The sequence below is a fragment of the Pectobacterium nicotianae genome (assembly GCF_023272715.1).
In the GTDB taxonomy this organism is placed as follows: Bacteria; Pseudomonadota; Gammaproteobacteria; order Enterobacterales; family Enterobacteriaceae; genus Pectobacterium; species Pectobacterium brasiliense.
Genome location: NZ_CP096821.1, coordinates 1,327,080 through 1,342,350, shown reverse-complemented (window position 1 = coordinate 1,342,350; position 15,271 = coordinate 1,327,080). Strand labels below are relative to the sequence as shown.

Here is a 15,271-nt window from a genome sequence, read left to right as displayed (position 1 = left end):
ACATTGCTGATTCCTCATTCAGTGAATTAATTACCAATATGGTAATAACATTACCTAACAGGTAATCTTTTGCAAGAAAAAAATGCGATTCTTCTCGAAATCGCCCTATGCTGCTAAAACGCTATCAATCGAATTGTGAGACGTTTTCTTTCCCGTTAACCCGTTTGTACGTCTTGGTGTTTGTTGTCGTCGCTGTGGTTCGGTTTTATTCATCTTTGACGGTTATACCGGCTGCGCGGAGGCATTCGATAACATCTCGCTTGTCGTACACGTCAACTCCACACGACCAATATCGCGTTGTTGGTAGTTTCACGACCGGATCGCGGGTCAACAATTCTTCGAGTTCATTCATGAACTTATTTTGCACGAGATATCCGACTATCTCCCCATCCTCTCCGACCTGCTGATTACTGATTTCCGCAAAAATCCGCTTACCTCTCTCCTGCTCTGTGCTCATAAACCACCCATATTTGATTACTTAACGTAGATAATCCCGGCCATCATTTGCTGTGCTGGGGTCATTGATCCGCCTCTCCCGCCTGCCGTATTTGACAGCGCTTTACGCACCGGAGGCACCGGAATACCTTTCTGACTGCGCTTTACCCAATAATCCAGCTTCTCAGCCGCCAGGCTGCGTAACTCCTTTTCGTTCAGGTTCCGCTCGGAGCCCTGCCGCCGGATCTCGATGCAAATGTGATAGACAACGTTATGCGGCCAAGGGTACTGCTCGGCGCTGTCGTACTTGAAAACCTTTTTCCGCCAGTCCCAGTAAGTACCCATGACATCATCGACGCTGACACCAAAGACATTAGCGCCGGATTCGGCAACCAGGCTGATAAACTCAGCCAGATCAGGAGGCCATGTATTGCCAGCAGCACAGCGATCGATGCATGCCCGCACCACTTCACCGATCTGCGTTTCCGTCAGTTGGCCTATCGCCGCTATCCACGGTGATGATGGTTCCGTGCCGTTCTTCGCTATCCATCGATCCGTGTACAGCTCGATCATCGCCTCCCACAAGTTGTCCAGCATCAGCTCCGTAGCGCTGGGCTTTGGCCTCACGGAATTTCTGCATTGCGCGAGATTCACCACTGCTGGTGACCTGTTGTGTTCCTGCATTTGAACCTCCAGTTTTCTGTTTGACGGCTGCCGATCGAACCTGCTGGATATGCCGAGCAAATTTCTGCTCCCATTGCATTTGATAAAATGCTTTGCCTTCCGGCTGCCAGTACATGACAAAACCCGCTAACTCAGTTGGCTGGTAGTCCTCATCAAGAATTACCCCCGCCAGTGCAACTCTTTGTCGAAAATCAAACGACGGTCTCCAGTCTGAGAACATTGGGAATTTACCGATCGGCTCATCAACACCTGGCACGTACTCAGGCAGTCCATTTTTTTTATCAGGAGGTAAATTTTCCTCACGCGCTATGTGTGGGGTTTCTTCCTTTCCATTCCCTGATCCCTGATCCATTCCTACCGGTACTCCTACCGTATCAATACCGTACTCATACGGTATCAAATCCATTTCTTTGATTTTGCTATCTTTTTTCTTGTTTACCACCTGGTGCTTTGCGAAATTATTTATCAATCCAAAATGCCTGCCATCCGGTGTGGAAAACATGGATAAATAACCATGGTTGGAAAGCTCCCGTAGCATTACGGTAATAGGAACGGACGGTTCCCGTATCGGGAAAACGGCTGCTTTTATCAGCTTTGTATTTGCGTTGAAGTACCCGTCATCATCGGCATAATTCAATAAGCCGATCGCCAACAGGCACGCGCATTCTGATACTTCAGCCATGTCCTCATCAGTCCAAAATTCCGGCTTTATCGTGCGGATGCGAGCCACTAATCACCCCCTTGTGCAGCCTTCATAAGCCCGCTTATCTCTTTTCTCTTCTGCTCAACACGATCAATATTGCATTGCACACAGCCGCCATTGAGCGTCCAGCGCTCACTTAAATGCCCGTGTTTGCAAGGCTTACCCGTATAGAATTTATTCATCCCACCTTTTGCCGCCTCCAGGCGGGTAACTATTTTCACGTATCACCTCTCATTTCCTGTTTCTGTTCCTGCCAATCTTGCACCAAACAGAAAAAATATCAACCATATTTGCATAATTGGTAATGCTTGATTTTTGGTGAGTGACAGGCAACAAAAAAGGCCGCCATAGGGCGGCCTTTACGCAGTGTTATTCACTGTTATTCAGCGTTATAAAACCACGCTGCAAGCTGGCTTTCAGTGACAACAACACCATTACAATTCATTGAACTTGATAGTTTTTTGAAGAATGACACTTTTGGAAGCCTGCTTCTTTGTATGACGTGAGTCATCATGTAGTGCGGCGTAGTCCCTGATTCAGAAGCAATCTTTTGCCGCATTGATTTAGGCAAGCCAAGCCATGTCTTTTTTAAGTCAAAACTCTCCATAAACAACTCCAGACCATAAAAATGATTACCAAACAATAACACTTCATAACAATGTTTACCAGAGCGGTAAGTTTACCATTCAGGTAATGAGTGGTTTAATTCCAAACCGGAACAATGTTGTTCAGGTAAATGTTTTATGGATGAAAAACAATGAAGGACTTACACGTTATTCGTAGGGAAAATCTGGTAAAGCTGATGGACAAGCACTACGGCGGGCAGCAGGCATCTATAGCTCGCGCTATTGGCGTTCCTGCTAATCTCGTTAGCCGTTGGATATCAGGCAAAAATATTGGCGACAAGTCGGCGCGAAAAATAGAAGACGTAACACGACAAACACGAAACTGGCTCGATATAGATCATGATAACATGCTGATTCCAGATGCTCCTGTTGATGAGATCGGTGATATTGGTGTCGTAGCGGCCAGTAACCTGCGGTCATGGATGGATCACAATCCACCAATGCGTAATCAGAGCAGGATTTCTCGCGCCAGCGGTGTAGGTCAATCAACAATCGCACGCTTTCTTGACTCAAAGTCGAGTATCAGCATCAGCACCCTGGAAGCCATCGCGAACGCTTTCGAGCGGCACGGTTACGAGCTGCTAATTTCACCGTCAGACCCCGAGATCATTAACTATGACAAGCGCGGCTATGCGAAGCTGAGCGCAGACGACAAAAAGACCATAGAAGAATTCATACAGTTCATGATCGACAAGAGCACCAACGCCTAGCCCACCTCTTCCGTGCAATCCCCTTCGCCATAAACATTACCAAATTGGTAATTTTTTCGTTATTACCCATTGACAACGGGTAATTAATGGCAATAATTGAGCATAAAGATTACCAGAGCGGTAATCATGCTCTTTAACAATAAGCAGGCACGCACAAACCAAAATCCCATGTGCCGGGGATGTCTGCGATAACCCGTTAGAACCGGAACGCCAGATTGGAACGTGAAGATCTAAAGGCTGAAAGGCCGTTTTTTTTACGCCTAAATAATTACCAAATAGGTAATCTTTTTACTCTAGGGGTAATCATGAAATATACCTATCACGACGGTAAGTACACATTCACAGCCTGTGGCACCGGAAAGATGCGCGATTTCACTGACTTTAGCGCCGGAGTGCATTGGGCTTTCACAACTAAACACGCGGCGCATGTCGCGGCAGAAATGGGTAAGTAGTTATGAGAAAACAAACGGGTGGTCCAGCTTTTCCGGTTGAGCGTCACGTAGCACACGCTTTAGCCCTGAAAAATGTTGGTTCAGAGGACGAAAAAAAATACATCGCCGAAGTTAACAAACTGTGTGGAGGCATGACACTGCGTGATTATTTTGCGGCAAAAGCGATGCTGGGAGACTGGTCTGCGCAAGACGAGAATACGGGCTATTGGGAAGAACCTGACTCGACAGCCCTTGAGCTTCGCGCAACGGTTTACTACAGGATGGCCGACGCCATGCTGAAAGCGCGGGAGAGTTAGCCATGAGCAGCTACCAGCAAATGATCGAGGATTTGGTGGAGGCGTATGAATCGCGTCTTGCGGCATCTCAGGACGAGCAGGATTGGGTTGAAAACGAAGTGCTCACACGACTGAAAACCAAATCGCGGGGCATTAAGTTTAACGATCTACGCGGCGCTCTAACCGATGCTATCCGTCGCGCATTTAGTGATGAAGTGCCATGTCGTGTTGATGGCAGTAACCCGCTGAATGCATACGCTGATTCTGATGCATTTGAGCAGTATCTGTCCGGTGTTCAGTACGATCTGATGCGCCACTGCGTCATTCTGGAACGTGCGCTGGAGCTATCTGCTGCGGCGAATCCGACATATGAGCGGTTGTCTGCGGGGGAATGGGTATCATGACTCCTGGGATCTACTACGACATACCAAACGAAACCTACCACGCCGCGGACGGCGTGAGTAAGTCCCAGCTTGATATGGTTGCTCAGTCTCCGGCGCTGTTGAAATGGCAGCGCACCGCACCGGTGGACGAAGAAAAGTTGCGGGCACTGGATATGGGTAGCGCCCTGCACTGCCTGCTACTTGAGCCGGACGAGTTCAAAAACCGGTTTATCGTCGCCCCACCATTTAACCGCCGCACCACGGCAGGCAAGGAAGCCGAAGCCAAGTTTCTGGCAGATTGCGCCAGCACAGGTAAAACCGTTATGGATAACGAGGACGGTAGAAAGCTGGAACTGATGCGGGGGAGCGCCTTTGCACATCCCGCCGCACGCTGGCTGCTTGAATCTGACGGTTACAACGAGGCTTCAATCTATTGGCAGGATGAGGAAACAGAAGAACTCTGCCGCGTTCGCCCTGACCGTTATCTCAAAGATCGCCCCGTAATTGTTGATGTGAAAAAAGTCGCCGATATGGAACGGTTCGCCCGACACATCGAAGAGTTTCGCTATCACGTTCAGGATGCGATGTATAGCGACGGCTTTTATCAGCACTTCAACGAGCACCCCACATTCGTTTTTATCGCTGTCAGCGAAACGATTGATTGCGGGCGATATCCGGTACGCGTCTTTGAGTTGGAGGACGACGACAAAGCAACGGGCCACGAACTTTATCGCCGCGATCTGGCGGCATATCACAACGCGCGCACCAGTAGGAATTGGGGCGGCATCGAAAAAATCACACGTCCAGCATGGGCGAAGCGTAAGGAACGGAATTATGAGTAATCAAGTAGCAAATATTGATCAGCAAGCACCAGCAATTCGCGGTACGGCTGAAATGATTTTCAACCCAGGCGTGATTGATGGCCTTGTTAAGTTTGCAAATCTCATGGCGGACGGTGGGATCATGTTGCCTAAGCACTTGCAGGATAAGCCAGCGGCGTGCATGGCAATCACGATGCAGGCGGCGCAATGGGGCATGAACCCGTTTGTGGTGGCGCAAAAAACCCATGATGTAAATGGAGTGCTGGGTTATGAAGCGCAACTGGTTAATGCAGTGGTTAAAAACTCAGGATCTATTGCTGGGCGATTTCATTATAAATATGAAGGCGACTGGTCAAAATGCACCAAAAGCAAAGAGGTTACGCGGGATAAGACAGGTAAAAATGGAAAGTACACCGTCACTGAGCGCGTTCGTGATTGGACTGATGCTGATGAAATTGGCTTAAGCATTACCGTTGGCGCAGTGCTTACTGGTGAAAGCGAAATCACTTGGGGCGAGCCGATATTTTTATCCAGTATCGCGATCAGAAACTCGCCTTTATGGGCCACCAATCCAAAGCAACAAATTGCTTACCTTGGCGTTAAGTATTGGTCTCGCCTTTATTGCCCTGAGGCGATACTTGGGGTTTACACCATTGATGAACTTGAAGCCGCACCGCCACGCACTGAGCGCGATATCACCCCACCAGCGGGCAATAATAGCGCAGAGTTGAATGCTGCAATCAATGGGCAGGTTGAAGTAGAGCCAACGCAGCAGCCGAAGCCGGAACGCACTCAGGACGACATTCTAGCCAGCTTCACCGAAGCGGCCAGCAATGCGAAAAGCATCGAAGAGTTGAATTTGGTATTCAACGGCGGCACGCATCCAGATGGAAAAAAGCGCCCCGGGGCAAAGGATGTGCTAACAGATCGCTGGCTGGAAATGGCCGAGGATGTTTATCAAATCCGCCACGAAGAAATCAACGACATTCCAATGTGACATGTCACGACAACGATAGCCGCCGAAAGGCGGTTTTCTTTTTGGACTTATACGGAAAAAGTAAAGATGACAAAGAAAGAGAAGCAATTTATCGACGATATGATTCGTTGTCGCGGTATTGATTTTGCCCGTATCGGAATGATGGTTGAAGTATACGGCGATATCGGAACCATCACGGGAATGAATGGCAGCGCTAATTTAGACGTGGTTTTTACCAACCAGCTTAAATACGGAAAGCATGCACATAATTGCCACCCTACTGACAGAGTAAAGTATTTCGACGCTGACGGGAAAGTTATAGCCGATTACACCATCAAAAACACAGCCGCCTAGAGCGGCTTTTTTATTCCCGAGGTCTTTATGAATCACATCGAGTTTATAGAGAAAAACGTCAGGGATGCATTGCTAAGGGACGGCTACCCCCCCCCCGCTAGCAAATATAGGGGCGAGAAAGGCGATCGAGTTCTATAAACGCTCATCGCAAGCCAGCAGGAAAGGACGCATTTACGACGACTGCCTTCGCGAAGGAAAGCTATGGGCTGACAAAAACAAATCAGCAATAGGAGAACCGAAGAAAGCGCGCGGTAAGGGGCGCAATGGTTCGCTGTTGTGATGATTGGGGTAATAAAGTGAAAACCAAAGATCTGATTCTCAATTACCTAAAAACACACGCCTTAGCTAATTACACTCAGTTGCGCGTGATGGGTGAAGTTCACGGAAAAACGGAAGGTGCCATTCAGTGCGCCATTTATGATCTGGTGGGGCTTGGTCACATAAGGCGAACAGGAATGCCAAAGAAATTCGTTTTCTCGATCATCTCCAGAGAGGAAGTGAAGCTGGAGGGATTCGATACGACCGAGCACGATCCCACCATGCTGATGCTAAACCAGCAGCTAAAGCAGGTAAGGGGGCCAATTTGGAACCGTCTGTAAATGAATACGTCGCCAACCTCGCCGCGTACAAAGAATCCGCATCGCATGAGTTAAAGAGTGTCGGCGATCAGTGGCGCACTCCCGATCCGTTGTTTTGGGGCATCAATGCCACGTTTGGGCCGCTGGTGCTGGATTTGTTTACCGACGGCGAAAACTCGAAGTGCGAAGCCTATTACACGGCAGAAGATAATGCGCTGGCGCAAGACTGGTCCGCACGGCTGGTTGATCTTAACGGCGCAGCATTCGCCAACCCACCGTATTCGCGCGCCAGCCAGCACGAAGGGCAATACATCACAGGGATGCGCTACATCATGGATTACGCAGCGAAGATGCGTGAATGCGGCGGACGTTATGTATTTCTCATCAAGGCAGCAACGTCAGAGGTGTGGTGGCCAGAGCAAGCCGATCACATCGCCTTTATCCGTGGACGTGTTGGCTTCGACTTGCCAATGTGGTTCAAGCCGAAGGATGAAAAACAGGTTGCCAGTTCTGCCGGATTCGCGGCCGCTATCGCTGTTTTTGATAAAACATGGCGCGGCCCGTCAATCGCCTACGTAGAGCGCTCTCAACTTCTTGCCCAAGGTGATGCATTTCTATCACAAATACGCAGAGAGGCTGATCGACTACTCAGGAGTAAAGAAGCATGAAACGCCTATCAACAGCATCATGGTTATTCGTGGCCGCTAACGTAGCGGCCTTTTTATTTTCCATTTTCGTGTTAAGTGAGGCGCTATGAGTCAGCTACAGCTTTACGAAATCCGCGCTTATGCGCAGTCAGCAGAGGGTCAACTCAGCCGTGAGTTCTACGTTAAGGCCACCAGCCGAGAAGATGCACAGCGGCAGGCTGATCTTTTCAAGTTCTCTGCGTTCCATGCGACGGGGAAGGTTATTCATGATGGGGATCGGGAGGTGAAGCAGTGAAAGGGGATAGATTTTACATGCTATGCACTAGAGACACTGTCGGAACCAATGCAGCGTTTCACTGCAAGGGCGGATGCGGATACGCAAGCGATATCGATAGGGCTCGTGTTTATACGCAGGAAGAGGCCCAAGCCGCATGGAATTCAGGTAGAGATATCGATCAGCCCGTCAGCGCTGATTGTGTTGATACCCTTGCTGTTTACCATGTTGACTGTCAGCTTATTCCGAGCAGCACAAATCTTGTCGATGGTTGCACATCTTATGTTGGGTATCTGAAAGGCAAATATGATGGGAATGATGTCTATTGGATAACCACGCTTTGCCCAGAAACAAACTTCTCTTTTGCGAAGCAATTCGCAGAACCAATTCTTACTGCTGAAAATATCGTATGGCTACCTTTTGAACTGGTTGAATCAAAGAAGCGTAGAACCTTCCCTATATCACAGTTCAGTGCCAGATCAATGGTGCAGGCCTACGGACTAAAACAACCCGATTGGCTTAAGCGACAACGCCGCCGCAAGGGAAGTAGTGGCAAGACCAGATGGAACTGCCCGTGCTGCGGGAAAATAAGCTGGCAGCACAACCCATACGATTATGACGGGTGCTTAGACTGGAAGTGTGAGGAGTACCGATCGTGACCATAGACGCTCACTATGCTGCATGGCTATTCGTCTACGCGCTGATTGCTGGCTATATATTTTGCAGCATTGAAGGCAAGAACCTGCGCGGCGAATGCATAAATCTACTGATCGCCCTGTTTTGGCTGCCGATCATCGCGTTAATCGTATCAACCTACGTCGCCGCTAAAGTGCTGGGTGATGAAGGCAATCCATCAGATTAGGAATAACCGCATGAAACAAGCATATGGAAAGAAAAAACTGGTTGAGATAGTCCCGCTATCGATCGCCACTATTGAACAGCTTGAGCGGGAAGGACAATTCCCGAAACGCTTTTACATCACCGACCGCCGAGCGGCATGGAACGCCGACGAGGTGGAAGCGTGGCTGGATGAACGTCAGGCTAACGGGCCAAAGACGCTACAAACATTCATCCCGCCATCACCGAAGAAACGCGGCCGCCCGCCCAAGCACGTACCAGCGTGACCGCATCACCCCGCCTTAACCCACTCATCTATCATGTTAGCCCAATCTTGAAGCATCTCGCGCCGCTGCTGCGCGTATTCCGCTTTGTTGTAAACGGCACGGACGCCCCTTTGTTCGTGGGCCAAGCACTTCTCTATCCAGTCGCTGTTATATCCCTCCTCATGCAGAATTGTGCTGGCAGTTCGGCGAAGATCATGCACTGTAAAGTGCTCAATCTTCTCGCCGTTCTGCTGCGCTTTCTGCACCGTATCCGTAATCACTTTGTTTAGCGCAGATGCTGAGATGTGTTTCTGCATGTCATATCGACCAGGCAACAAGTACGGGCTGCCACCGGCGCACATTTTCAATGCGATCATGATGTCTATCGCCTGAAGCGATAGGTATACAACATGCTTCCTGCGCGCCTTCATTCGCTCCTCTGGAACAGTCCATGTTGCATTATTGAAATCCACCTCTTCCCATTTCGCCTTTGTCAGTTCTGTTTTTCTCGCCAGCGTAATCAGCATTAACTTAACCGCCATGCGCAGCGATCCCTGCGATGTCATCGTGTCCAGAGTGCGGAAGAAAATCCCTATTTCCTCCGGTGATAATGCACGTTCTCTCGGTTCAAATGTGGCTATCGATGACGCCTTGATATTATCTGCAGGGTTTGTGACCTCAAGGCCGCGATCAATTGCATAGCTGAAAACGCTACCGACTATTTCACGCACCTGTAGTGCTGTGGCCCTCGCTCCGCGATCCAGTATCTTTTCGCATAGTGCGCGCAGCGCTGCCGGTGTTATCTCGTGCATCAGGCGATTGCCAAGCGTCGGTGTGATATCGCGATCGATAACTGATTGCTTCATGGCTCGCGTGCTGTCTGCCAGCCTGACATGTTTCATATATGCGACGGTATAGCCGGAGAATTTTGGTGCGCCGCTGATAGATTTTTTACCGTCTCGCTTTGCGGCAGCCGGTGATACACCTGCGTTTAGTTGCTTTTTGACGGTAATGAGCGCATCCCTCGCCTCGGCAAGAGTAATGCCGTCATCACCGTACCGACCGAGCGTAACGGTTTCCCTACGTCCATTGATACGGTAGTCATAGCGAAAAGACACGGTTCCGGCAGGAGAAACAGCAACATACAGTCCGTCACGGTCAGCAACTTTATAGATCTTATCTCTCGGTTTTAGGCTTTTTATTTTCGTATCAGTGAGCATGATGTCATCCAGTAAAATACCGCCAGAACTAATCCCAGCGGTAACGGTATTTTTACCTGAACGCTATCACTCGACACTCAATGCCGTCAATAATACCGACAATAATTAGACGCTCTATTGCTTCGTTAATTAATCGTAGATAATAAAAAACCCGCCAAAATCAGCGGGTTGAATTTTAAATCATATCGTTATAAATGGTAGATAAATACCTGCCAATCATTCCCACTCAATCGTCGCCGGTGGCTTACCCGATACGTCATAAACGACGCGGGAGATGCCGTCGACTTCGTTGATGATGCGGTTGGAGACACGGCCAAGGAAATCGTATGGCAGGTGTGCCCAGTGCGCGGTCATAAAGTCGATGGTTTCTACCGCGCGCAGCGCTACAACCCAATCGTATTTACGGCCATCGCCCATCACGCCCACGGAACGAACCGGCAGGAAGACGGTGAAGGCCTGACTGACTTTGTTGTACAGGTCGGCTTTGTGCAGCTCTTCAATGAAGATCGCATCCGCACGACGCAGCAGGTCACAGTATTCTTTCTTCACTTCGCCCAGCACGCGCACGCCCAGACCTGGGCCCGGGAACGGATGGCGGAACAGCATGTTGTACGGCAGACCCAGTTCCAGACCGATCTTACGCACTTCGTCTTTGAACAGCTCTTTCAGCGGCTCAACCAGACCCAGCTTCATCTCTTTCGGCAGGCCACCCACGTTGTGGTGTGACTTGATCACGTGCGCTTTGCCGGTCGCAGAAGCCGCAGATTCGATCACGTCTGGGTAGATGGTGCCTTGCGCCAGCCATTTCACGTCGGCTTGCTTGCTGGCTTCTTCATCGAACACTTCAACGAACACGCGACCGATGATTTTACGCTTAGCTTCCGGTTCATCTTCACCCGCCAGCTCGCTCAGGAAGCGATCTTCCGCTGCAACGTGAACAATGTTAAGACCGAAATGATCGCCGAACATTTCCAGCACCTGATCGGCTTCGTTCAGGCGCAGCAGGCCGTTATCGACAAACACGCAGGTCAGACGATCGCCAATCGCACGGTGCAACAGCATCGCGGTAACGGAAGAATCCACGCCGCCAGACAGACCCAGAATCACGTGATCGTTGCCTACCTGCTCACGAATACGGTTCACCGCATCGTCGATGATCTTGGCTGGCGTCCACAGTGCTTCACACTGGCAGATATCAAGAACAAAACGCTCCAGCATGCGCTGACCCTGGCGGGTGTGCGTCACTTCCGGGTGGAACTGCACGCCGTAAAAACGCTTCTCTTCGTTCGCCATGATGGCAAACGGACAGGTATCGGTGCTGGCAACGGTCTCAAACCCTTCTGGGATGGCCGTCACTTTGTCGCCGTGGCTCATCCAGACATCCAGCAGCGGTGCGCCTGAGGCGCTCAACGCATCCTGAATATCACGCACCAGCGCGCTATCCGTTTTCACTTCTACCTGCGCATAACCAAACTCACGCTCGTTGGAACCTTCAACGTGGCCACCCAGTTGCATCGCCATCGTCTGCATGCCATAGCACACGCCCAATACCGGTACGCCAGCATTGAAAACGTATTCTGGCGCACGTGGGCTGCCAAACTCGGTGGTGCTTTCCGGGCCGCCGGACAGGATGATCCCGTTCGGATTAAACCCGCGAATCTGTGCTTCCGTGACATCCCATGCCCACAGTTCACAGTAAACGCCCAGTTCACGCACGCGACGTGCAACCAGTTGCGTGTACTGTGAGCCGAAATCCAGAATAAGAATGCGGTGTTGATGAATGTTTTGAGTCATGAGGAGCATGTTCCAAAAAGCAAAAGACAAAAGCGAAAAGTAAACCCAGCTAACCGCTCGGCCTTATGCAAAGGCAGAGCGGCGCGAAATAGTACAGGGTTTATTGCGTTAAATCACCTTATGAACCCATACGGTAGTTCGGTGACTCTTTAGTAATGGTAACGTCGTGAACGTGGCTTTCCTGAATGCCCGCGCCGCTGATGCGTACAAACTCAGCCTGCGTACGCAGTGCATCGATAGTCGCGCAACCGGTCAGACCCATACAGGAGCGCAAGCCGCCCATCTGCTGGTGAACGATCTCTTTCAGGCGGCCTTTATAGGCTACGCGGCCTTCGATACCTTCCGGCACCAGTTTATCGGCGGCGTTATCGGTCTGGAAGTAACGGTCTGATGAGCCTTTGGACATTGCGCCCAGTGAACCCATGCCGCGATAAGATTTGAATGAACGACCTTGATACAGTTCGATTTCACCAGGGGATTCTTCCGTACCCGCCAGCATGGAACCGACCATGACACACGCCGCGCCTGCTGCGATGGCTTTAGCGATGTCGCCGGAGAAGCGGATACCGCCATCGGCGATGACGGGAATGCCCGTGCCTTCCAGCGCTTCAACCGCATCAGAGATAGCCGTAATCTGCGGTACACCCACGCCAGTTACGATACGAGTCGTACAGATAGAGCCAGGGCCGATACCCACTTTCACGGCGCTAACGCCCGCTTCAACCAGCGCTTTTGCACCTGCGCCCGTCGCCACGTTGCCGCCGATGATTTCGAGGTTCGGGTATTTAGCACGTGTTTCACGAATGCGCTGCAATACGCCTTCGGAATGGCCGTGTGAGGAGTCGATCAGCAGGACGTCAACGCCTGCGGCAACCAGCGCATCAACACGCTCTTCATTGCCTGCACCTGCGCCAACCGCTGCGCCTACGCGCAGGCGACCGTGTTCGTCTTTACACGCGTTAGGTTTACGTTCTGCTTTCTGGAAGTCTTTTACCGTGATCATGCCGATCAGGTGGAATTGGTCGTCAATCACCAGCGCTTTTTCGACGCGTTTTTCGTGCATTTTTTGCAGCACGACCTCACGCGCTTCACCTTCTTTGACAGTGACCAGACGTTCTTTTGGCGTCATGAACGCGCTAACCGGTTTTTCCAAATCGGTAACAAAACGCACGTCACGACCGGTGATGATACCGACCAGTTCGTTGTCTTTTGCCACGACAGGGTAGCCCGCGAAGCCGTTGCGCTCGGTCAGCTCTTTCATTTCACGCAGCGTCGTTTCTGGCGTCACGGTTTGTGGATCAACCACAACGCCACTTTCGTGTTTTTTCACGCGGCTAACTTCTTCAGCCTGACGCTCAATGGACATATTTTTGTGAATAAAGCCCAGACCGCCTTCCTGCGCCAGCGCAATGGCCAGACCGGATTCGGTAACGGTATCCATCGCTGCGGACAGCATAGGAATATTTAGGCGAATGTTTTTCGTCAACTGCGTGGACAGATCGGCAGTGTTAGGCAGAACAGTAGAATGAGCGGGAACCAGGAGGACGTCATCAAACGTCAGTGCTTCTTTAGCGATACGTAGCATGGGCAATATCTCACCAAGGTGGATGTAAGAATAGATAAAATATTGCCGTGGCATTATACAGAGCGTAATCGGTTGCCTCCAGCATTATTTTACTAAAATGCTTGATTACCTTTTTCAGGTAGGTAGTATCGATCAATTAAGTGACTGTTTTAAAATTTGATCTGGCTCACAATGTCTCAATTTCCCTCCTCTGCAATTTTTACCGTTAGCCGCCTGAATCAGACGGTTAGACAACTGTTGGAAATGGAAATGGGCCAGATTTGGCTCTCCGGCGAAATCTCCAACCTCTCTCAGCCCTCATCCGGCCACTGGTATTTCACGCTAAAGGACGAACGTGCGCAGGTGCGCTGTGCGATGTTCCGCACCAGCAACCGCAAAGTGACGTTCCGCCCGCAAAACGGTCAGCAAGTGCTGATTCGGGCGAGTATCACGCTATATGAACCTCGCGGCGACTATCAGCTACTGGCGGAAAGCATGCAGCCCGCTGGTGATGGCCTGCTACAGCAGCAGTTTGAACAGCTCAAACAGCGCCTCGCTGCCGAAGGGCTGTTCGATCAGCAGTTTAAGCAGGTTCTGCCCTCTCCCGCCAAACAAGTCGGCGTGATTACGTCAGCCAGCGGTGCCGCCCTGCACGATATTTTGCAGGTGTTGCAGCGCCGCGATCCATCGCTGCCGGTGATCGTGTACCCCACGTCGGTGCAAGGCGCGGAAGCACCGCTACAGATTGTTCGCGCTATTGAGCTGGCTAACCAGCGGGATGAGTGTGACGTATTAATCGTCGGGCGCGGTGGTGGTTCACTGGAAGATCTGTGGAGCTTTAATGACGAACGGGTCGCCCGCGCTATCTTCGCCAGCCGCATTCCTATCGTCAGCGCCGTCGGCCATGAGACCGATGTCACTATCGCTGATTTTGTCGGCGACCTGCGCGCACCCACGCCGTCGGCTGCTGCCGAGTTAGTGAGTCGTAACCAACTTGAGCTATTGCGCCAGATACAGTCCCAGCGCCAGCGTCTGGAAATGGCGATGGATTATTACCTTGCCCAGCGCAATCGGGAATTTACCCGTCTGCACCACCGTTTACAGCAACAGCATCCGCAGCTGCGGCTGGCGCGTCAGCAGGCACAGCTGGTTAAACTGCGTCAGCGGCTGGATGACGCCATGCAGCAGCAGCTTCGGCAGACCTCGCGCCGAAGTGAACGCTTACAACAACGTCTGATGCAACAACAGCCGCAAACCCGTATTCATCGTGCACAGCAGCGTTTGCAGCAGCTTAGCTATCAGATGCAAAGCGCAGTAGAACGCCAGTTGAATCAGAACAAGCAAAAGCTAGGCATCGCCTGTTCGCGACTGGAAGGCGTTAGCCCGCTGGCGACGCTGGCGCGTGGCTATAACGTCACCACCGCCCCGGACGGTAAAGTGCTGAAAAACGTCGCGCAAATTTCCCCCGGCGAAACGCTGAAAACCCGTTTGCAGGACGGCTGGGTAGAAAGTCAGGTCACGACACTGGCTCCGAATAAAAATTCCGCGAAAAAGCGGCGAAAACCCTCATCTCCGACGCAAAAATAACGCGATCGGCATAAAATTCGTGAGTGGGGATTTGTCCGAAAACAACGGCGATCCCCCATTCTTACCCCCAGTATCTGAACTATAC

Annotated in this window: 21 protein-coding genes; 13 read left to right on the top strand and 8 right to left on the bottom strand. The window is 50.9% G+C overall.

The window, feature by feature from the left end; all coding sequences use genetic code 11:
• Positions 1 to 205: 205 nt before the first annotated feature.
• The 5 genes from MYB54_RS05950 to MYB54_RS05930 form a co-directional block, all read right to left on the bottom strand.
• A complete protein-coding gene (locus MYB54_RS05950; protein WP_248721643.1) occupies positions 206 to 457 on the bottom strand; it encodes a hypothetical protein in 252 nt (83 codons plus the stop codon).
• Positions 458 to 474: 17 nt separating this feature from the next.
• A complete protein-coding gene (locus MYB54_RS05945; RefSeq protein ID WP_248721642.1) occupies positions 475 to 1,008 on the bottom strand; it encodes a replication protein P in 534 nt (177 codons plus the stop codon).
• Positions 905 to 1,849, bottom strand: coding sequence for a DnaT-like ssDNA-binding domain-containing protein (locus MYB54_RS05940; protein WP_248721641.1), 945 nt, complete (start codon positions 1,847 to 1,849; stop codon positions 905 to 907). Before MYB54_RS05940 ends, MYB54_RS05945 begins: the two co-directional genes overlap by 104 nt.
• Positions 1,849 to 2,043: a hypothetical protein gene (locus MYB54_RS05935; protein WP_225182140.1), complete on the bottom strand. Its 195-nt coding sequence runs from the start codon at positions 2,041 to 2,043 to the stop codon at positions 1,849 to 1,851. Before MYB54_RS05935 ends, MYB54_RS05940 begins: the two co-directional genes overlap by 1 nt.
• Positions 2,044 to 2,201: 158 nt before the next feature.
• Complete coding sequence (locus tag MYB54_RS05930; RefSeq protein WP_248721640.1) at positions 2,202 to 2,429, bottom strand: hypothetical protein; 228 nt, start codon at positions 2,427 to 2,429, stop codon at positions 2,202 to 2,204.
• Between the two features lie 150 nt (positions 2,430 to 2,579).
• Between MYB54_RS05930 and MYB54_RS05925 the strand changes: the two genes are divergently transcribed.
• From MYB54_RS05925 to MYB54_RS05870, 12 genes are all read left to right on the top strand, one after another.
• The gene (locus tag MYB54_RS05925) at positions 2,580 to 3,158 is read left to right on the top strand and encodes a helix-turn-helix domain-containing protein (RefSeq protein WP_248721639.1); all 579 of its coding nucleotides are present in this window, start codon (positions 2,580 to 2,582) and stop codon (positions 3,156 to 3,158) included.
• Positions 3,159 to 3,612: 454 nt separating this feature from the next.
• Complete coding sequence (locus MYB54_RS05920) at positions 3,613 to 3,906, top strand: hypothetical protein (RefSeq protein WP_248721638.1); 294 nt, start codon at positions 3,613 to 3,615, stop codon at positions 3,904 to 3,906.
• Positions 3,907 to 3,908: 2 nt separating this feature from the next.
• The gene (locus tag MYB54_RS05915; protein ID WP_248721637.1) at positions 3,909 to 4,289 is read left to right on the top strand and encodes a hypothetical protein; all 381 of its coding nucleotides are present in this window, start codon (positions 3,909 to 3,911) and stop codon (positions 4,287 to 4,289) included.
• Entirely contained in the window at positions 4,286 to 5,110 is an 825-nt protein-coding gene (locus MYB54_RS05910) for a PD-(D/E)XK nuclease-like domain-containing protein (RefSeq protein WP_248721636.1), read from the top strand. The genes MYB54_RS05915 and MYB54_RS05910 overlap by 4 nt, the downstream gene beginning before the upstream one ends.
• Positions 5,103 to 6,086: a RecT family recombinase gene (locus MYB54_RS05905; protein ID WP_371928272.1), complete on the top strand. Its 984-nt coding sequence runs from the start codon at positions 5,103 to 5,105 to the stop codon at positions 6,084 to 6,086. The genes MYB54_RS05910 and MYB54_RS05905 overlap by 8 nt, the downstream gene beginning before the upstream one ends.
• Before the next feature lie 66 nt (positions 6,087 to 6,152).
• On the top strand, positions 6,153 to 6,419 hold the full coding sequence (locus tag MYB54_RS05900; protein ID WP_248721635.1) for a hypothetical protein: 267 nt from the start codon (positions 6,153 to 6,155) through the stop codon (positions 6,417 to 6,419).
• Positions 6,420 to 6,715: 296 nt separating this feature from the next.
• Positions 6,716 to 7,018: a hypothetical protein gene (locus MYB54_RS05895; protein WP_248721634.1), complete on the top strand. Its 303-nt coding sequence runs from the start codon at positions 6,716 to 6,718 to the stop codon at positions 7,016 to 7,018.
• Complete coding sequence (locus tag MYB54_RS05890) at positions 7,003 to 7,665, top strand: phage N-6-adenine-methyltransferase (RefSeq protein WP_248721633.1); 663 nt, start codon at positions 7,003 to 7,005, stop codon at positions 7,663 to 7,665. Before MYB54_RS05895 ends, MYB54_RS05890 begins: the two co-directional genes overlap by 16 nt.
• Positions 7,666 to 7,750: 85 nt before the next feature.
• A complete protein-coding gene (locus MYB54_RS05885) occupies positions 7,751 to 7,939 on the top strand; it encodes a hypothetical protein (RefSeq protein WP_248721632.1) in 189 nt (62 codons plus the stop codon).
• A gap of 17 nt (positions 7,940 to 7,956) precedes the next feature.
• Positions 7,957 to 8,577, top strand: coding sequence for a hypothetical protein (locus MYB54_RS05880; protein ID WP_248721950.1), 621 nt, complete (start codon positions 7,957 to 7,959; stop codon positions 8,575 to 8,577).
• Positions 8,574 to 8,780 (top strand): hypothetical protein, encoded by a 207-nt coding sequence (locus MYB54_RS05875; protein WP_248721631.1) that lies wholly within the window; start codon positions 8,574 to 8,576, stop codon positions 8,778 to 8,780. Before MYB54_RS05880 ends, MYB54_RS05875 begins: the two co-directional genes overlap by 4 nt.
• Positions 8,781 to 8,790: 10 nt before the next feature.
• Positions 8,791 to 9,042: a helix-turn-helix transcriptional regulator gene (locus tag MYB54_RS05870; RefSeq protein WP_248721630.1), complete on the top strand. Its 252-nt coding sequence runs from the start codon at positions 8,791 to 8,793 to the stop codon at positions 9,040 to 9,042.
• Between the two features lie 5 nt (positions 9,043 to 9,047).
• Here MYB54_RS05870 and MYB54_RS05865 read toward each other — a convergent pair whose 3' ends face one another.
• From MYB54_RS05865 to guaB, 3 genes are all read right to left on the bottom strand, one after another.
• A complete protein-coding gene (locus tag MYB54_RS05865) occupies positions 9,048 to 10,241 on the bottom strand; it encodes a tyrosine-type recombinase/integrase (RefSeq protein ID WP_248721629.1) in 1,194 nt (397 codons plus the stop codon).
• 216 nt (positions 10,242 to 10,457) lie between these two features.
• Positions 10,458 to 12,035: a glutamine-hydrolyzing GMP synthase gene (gene guaA / locus MYB54_RS05860; protein WP_206554928.1), complete on the bottom strand. Its 1,578-nt coding sequence runs from the start codon at positions 12,033 to 12,035 to the stop codon at positions 10,458 to 10,460.
• A 118-nt stretch (positions 12,036 to 12,153) separates the two neighbouring features.
• On the bottom strand, positions 12,154 to 13,620 hold the full coding sequence (gene guaB / locus MYB54_RS05855) for an IMP dehydrogenase (RefSeq protein ID WP_010280020.1): 1,467 nt from the start codon (positions 13,618 to 13,620) through the stop codon (positions 12,154 to 12,156).
• Between the two features lie 171 nt (positions 13,621 to 13,791).
• Between guaB and xseA the strand changes: the two genes are divergently transcribed.
• Positions 13,792 to 15,186, top strand: a complete 1,395-nt coding sequence (gene xseA, locus MYB54_RS05850) for an exodeoxyribonuclease VII large subunit (protein WP_248721628.1) — start codon at positions 13,792 to 13,794, stop codon at positions 15,184 to 15,186.
• The last annotated feature ends 85 nt before the right edge of the window (positions 15,187 to 15,271 follow it).

Coding starts and splice junctions, on each gene's coding strand:
- MYB54_RS05885 (WP_248721632.1), top strand. CDS start 7,751: ATGAGTCAGCTACAGCTTTACGAAATCCGCGCTTATGCGCAGTCAGCA.
- MYB54_RS05865 (WP_248721629.1), bottom strand. CDS start 10,241: ATGCTCACTGATACGAAAATAAAAAGCCTAAAACCGAGAGATAAGATC.
- MYB54_RS05915 (WP_248721637.1), top strand. CDS start 3,909: ATGAGCAGCTACCAGCAAATGATCGAGGATTTGGTGGAGGCGTATGAA.
- MYB54_RS05870 (WP_248721630.1), top strand. CDS start 8,791: ATGAAACAAGCATATGGAAAGAAAAAACTGGTTGAGATAGTCCCGCTA.
- MYB54_RS05905 (WP_371928272.1), top strand. CDS start 5,103: ATGAGTAATCAAGTAGCAAATATTGATCAGCAAGCACCAGCAATTCGC.
- guaB (WP_010280020.1), bottom strand. CDS start 13,620: ATGCTACGTATCGCTAAAGAAGCACTGACGTTTGATGACGTCCTCCTG.
- MYB54_RS05925 (WP_248721639.1), top strand. CDS start 2,580: ATGAAGGACTTACACGTTATTCGTAGGGAAAATCTGGTAAAGCTGATG.
- guaA (WP_206554928.1), bottom strand. CDS start 12,035: ATGACTCAAAACATTCATCAACACCGCATTCTTATTCTGGATTTCGGC.
- MYB54_RS05900 (WP_248721635.1), top strand. CDS start 6,153: ATGACAAAGAAAGAGAAGCAATTTATCGACGATATGATTCGTTGTCGC.
- MYB54_RS05880 (WP_248721950.1), top strand. CDS start 7,957: ATGCTATGCACTAGAGACACTGTCGGAACCAATGCAGCGTTTCACTGC.
- MYB54_RS05910 (WP_248721636.1), top strand. CDS start 4,286: ATGACTCCTGGGATCTACTACGACATACCAAACGAAACCTACCACGCC.
- MYB54_RS05920 (WP_248721638.1), top strand. CDS start 3,613: ATGAGAAAACAAACGGGTGGTCCAGCTTTTCCGGTTGAGCGTCACGTA.
- MYB54_RS05950 (WP_248721643.1), bottom strand. CDS start 457: ATGAGCACAGAGCAGGAGAGAGGTAAGCGGATTTTTGCGGAAATCAGT.
- MYB54_RS05930 (WP_248721640.1), bottom strand. CDS start 2,429: ATGGAGAGTTTTGACTTAAAAAAGACATGGCTTGGCTTGCCTAAATCA.
- MYB54_RS05945 (WP_248721642.1), bottom strand. CDS start 1,008: ATGATCGAGCTGTACACGGATCGATGGATAGCGAAGAACGGCACGGAA.
- xseA (WP_248721628.1), top strand. CDS start 13,792: ATGTCTCAATTTCCCTCCTCTGCAATTTTTACCGTTAGCCGCCTGAAT.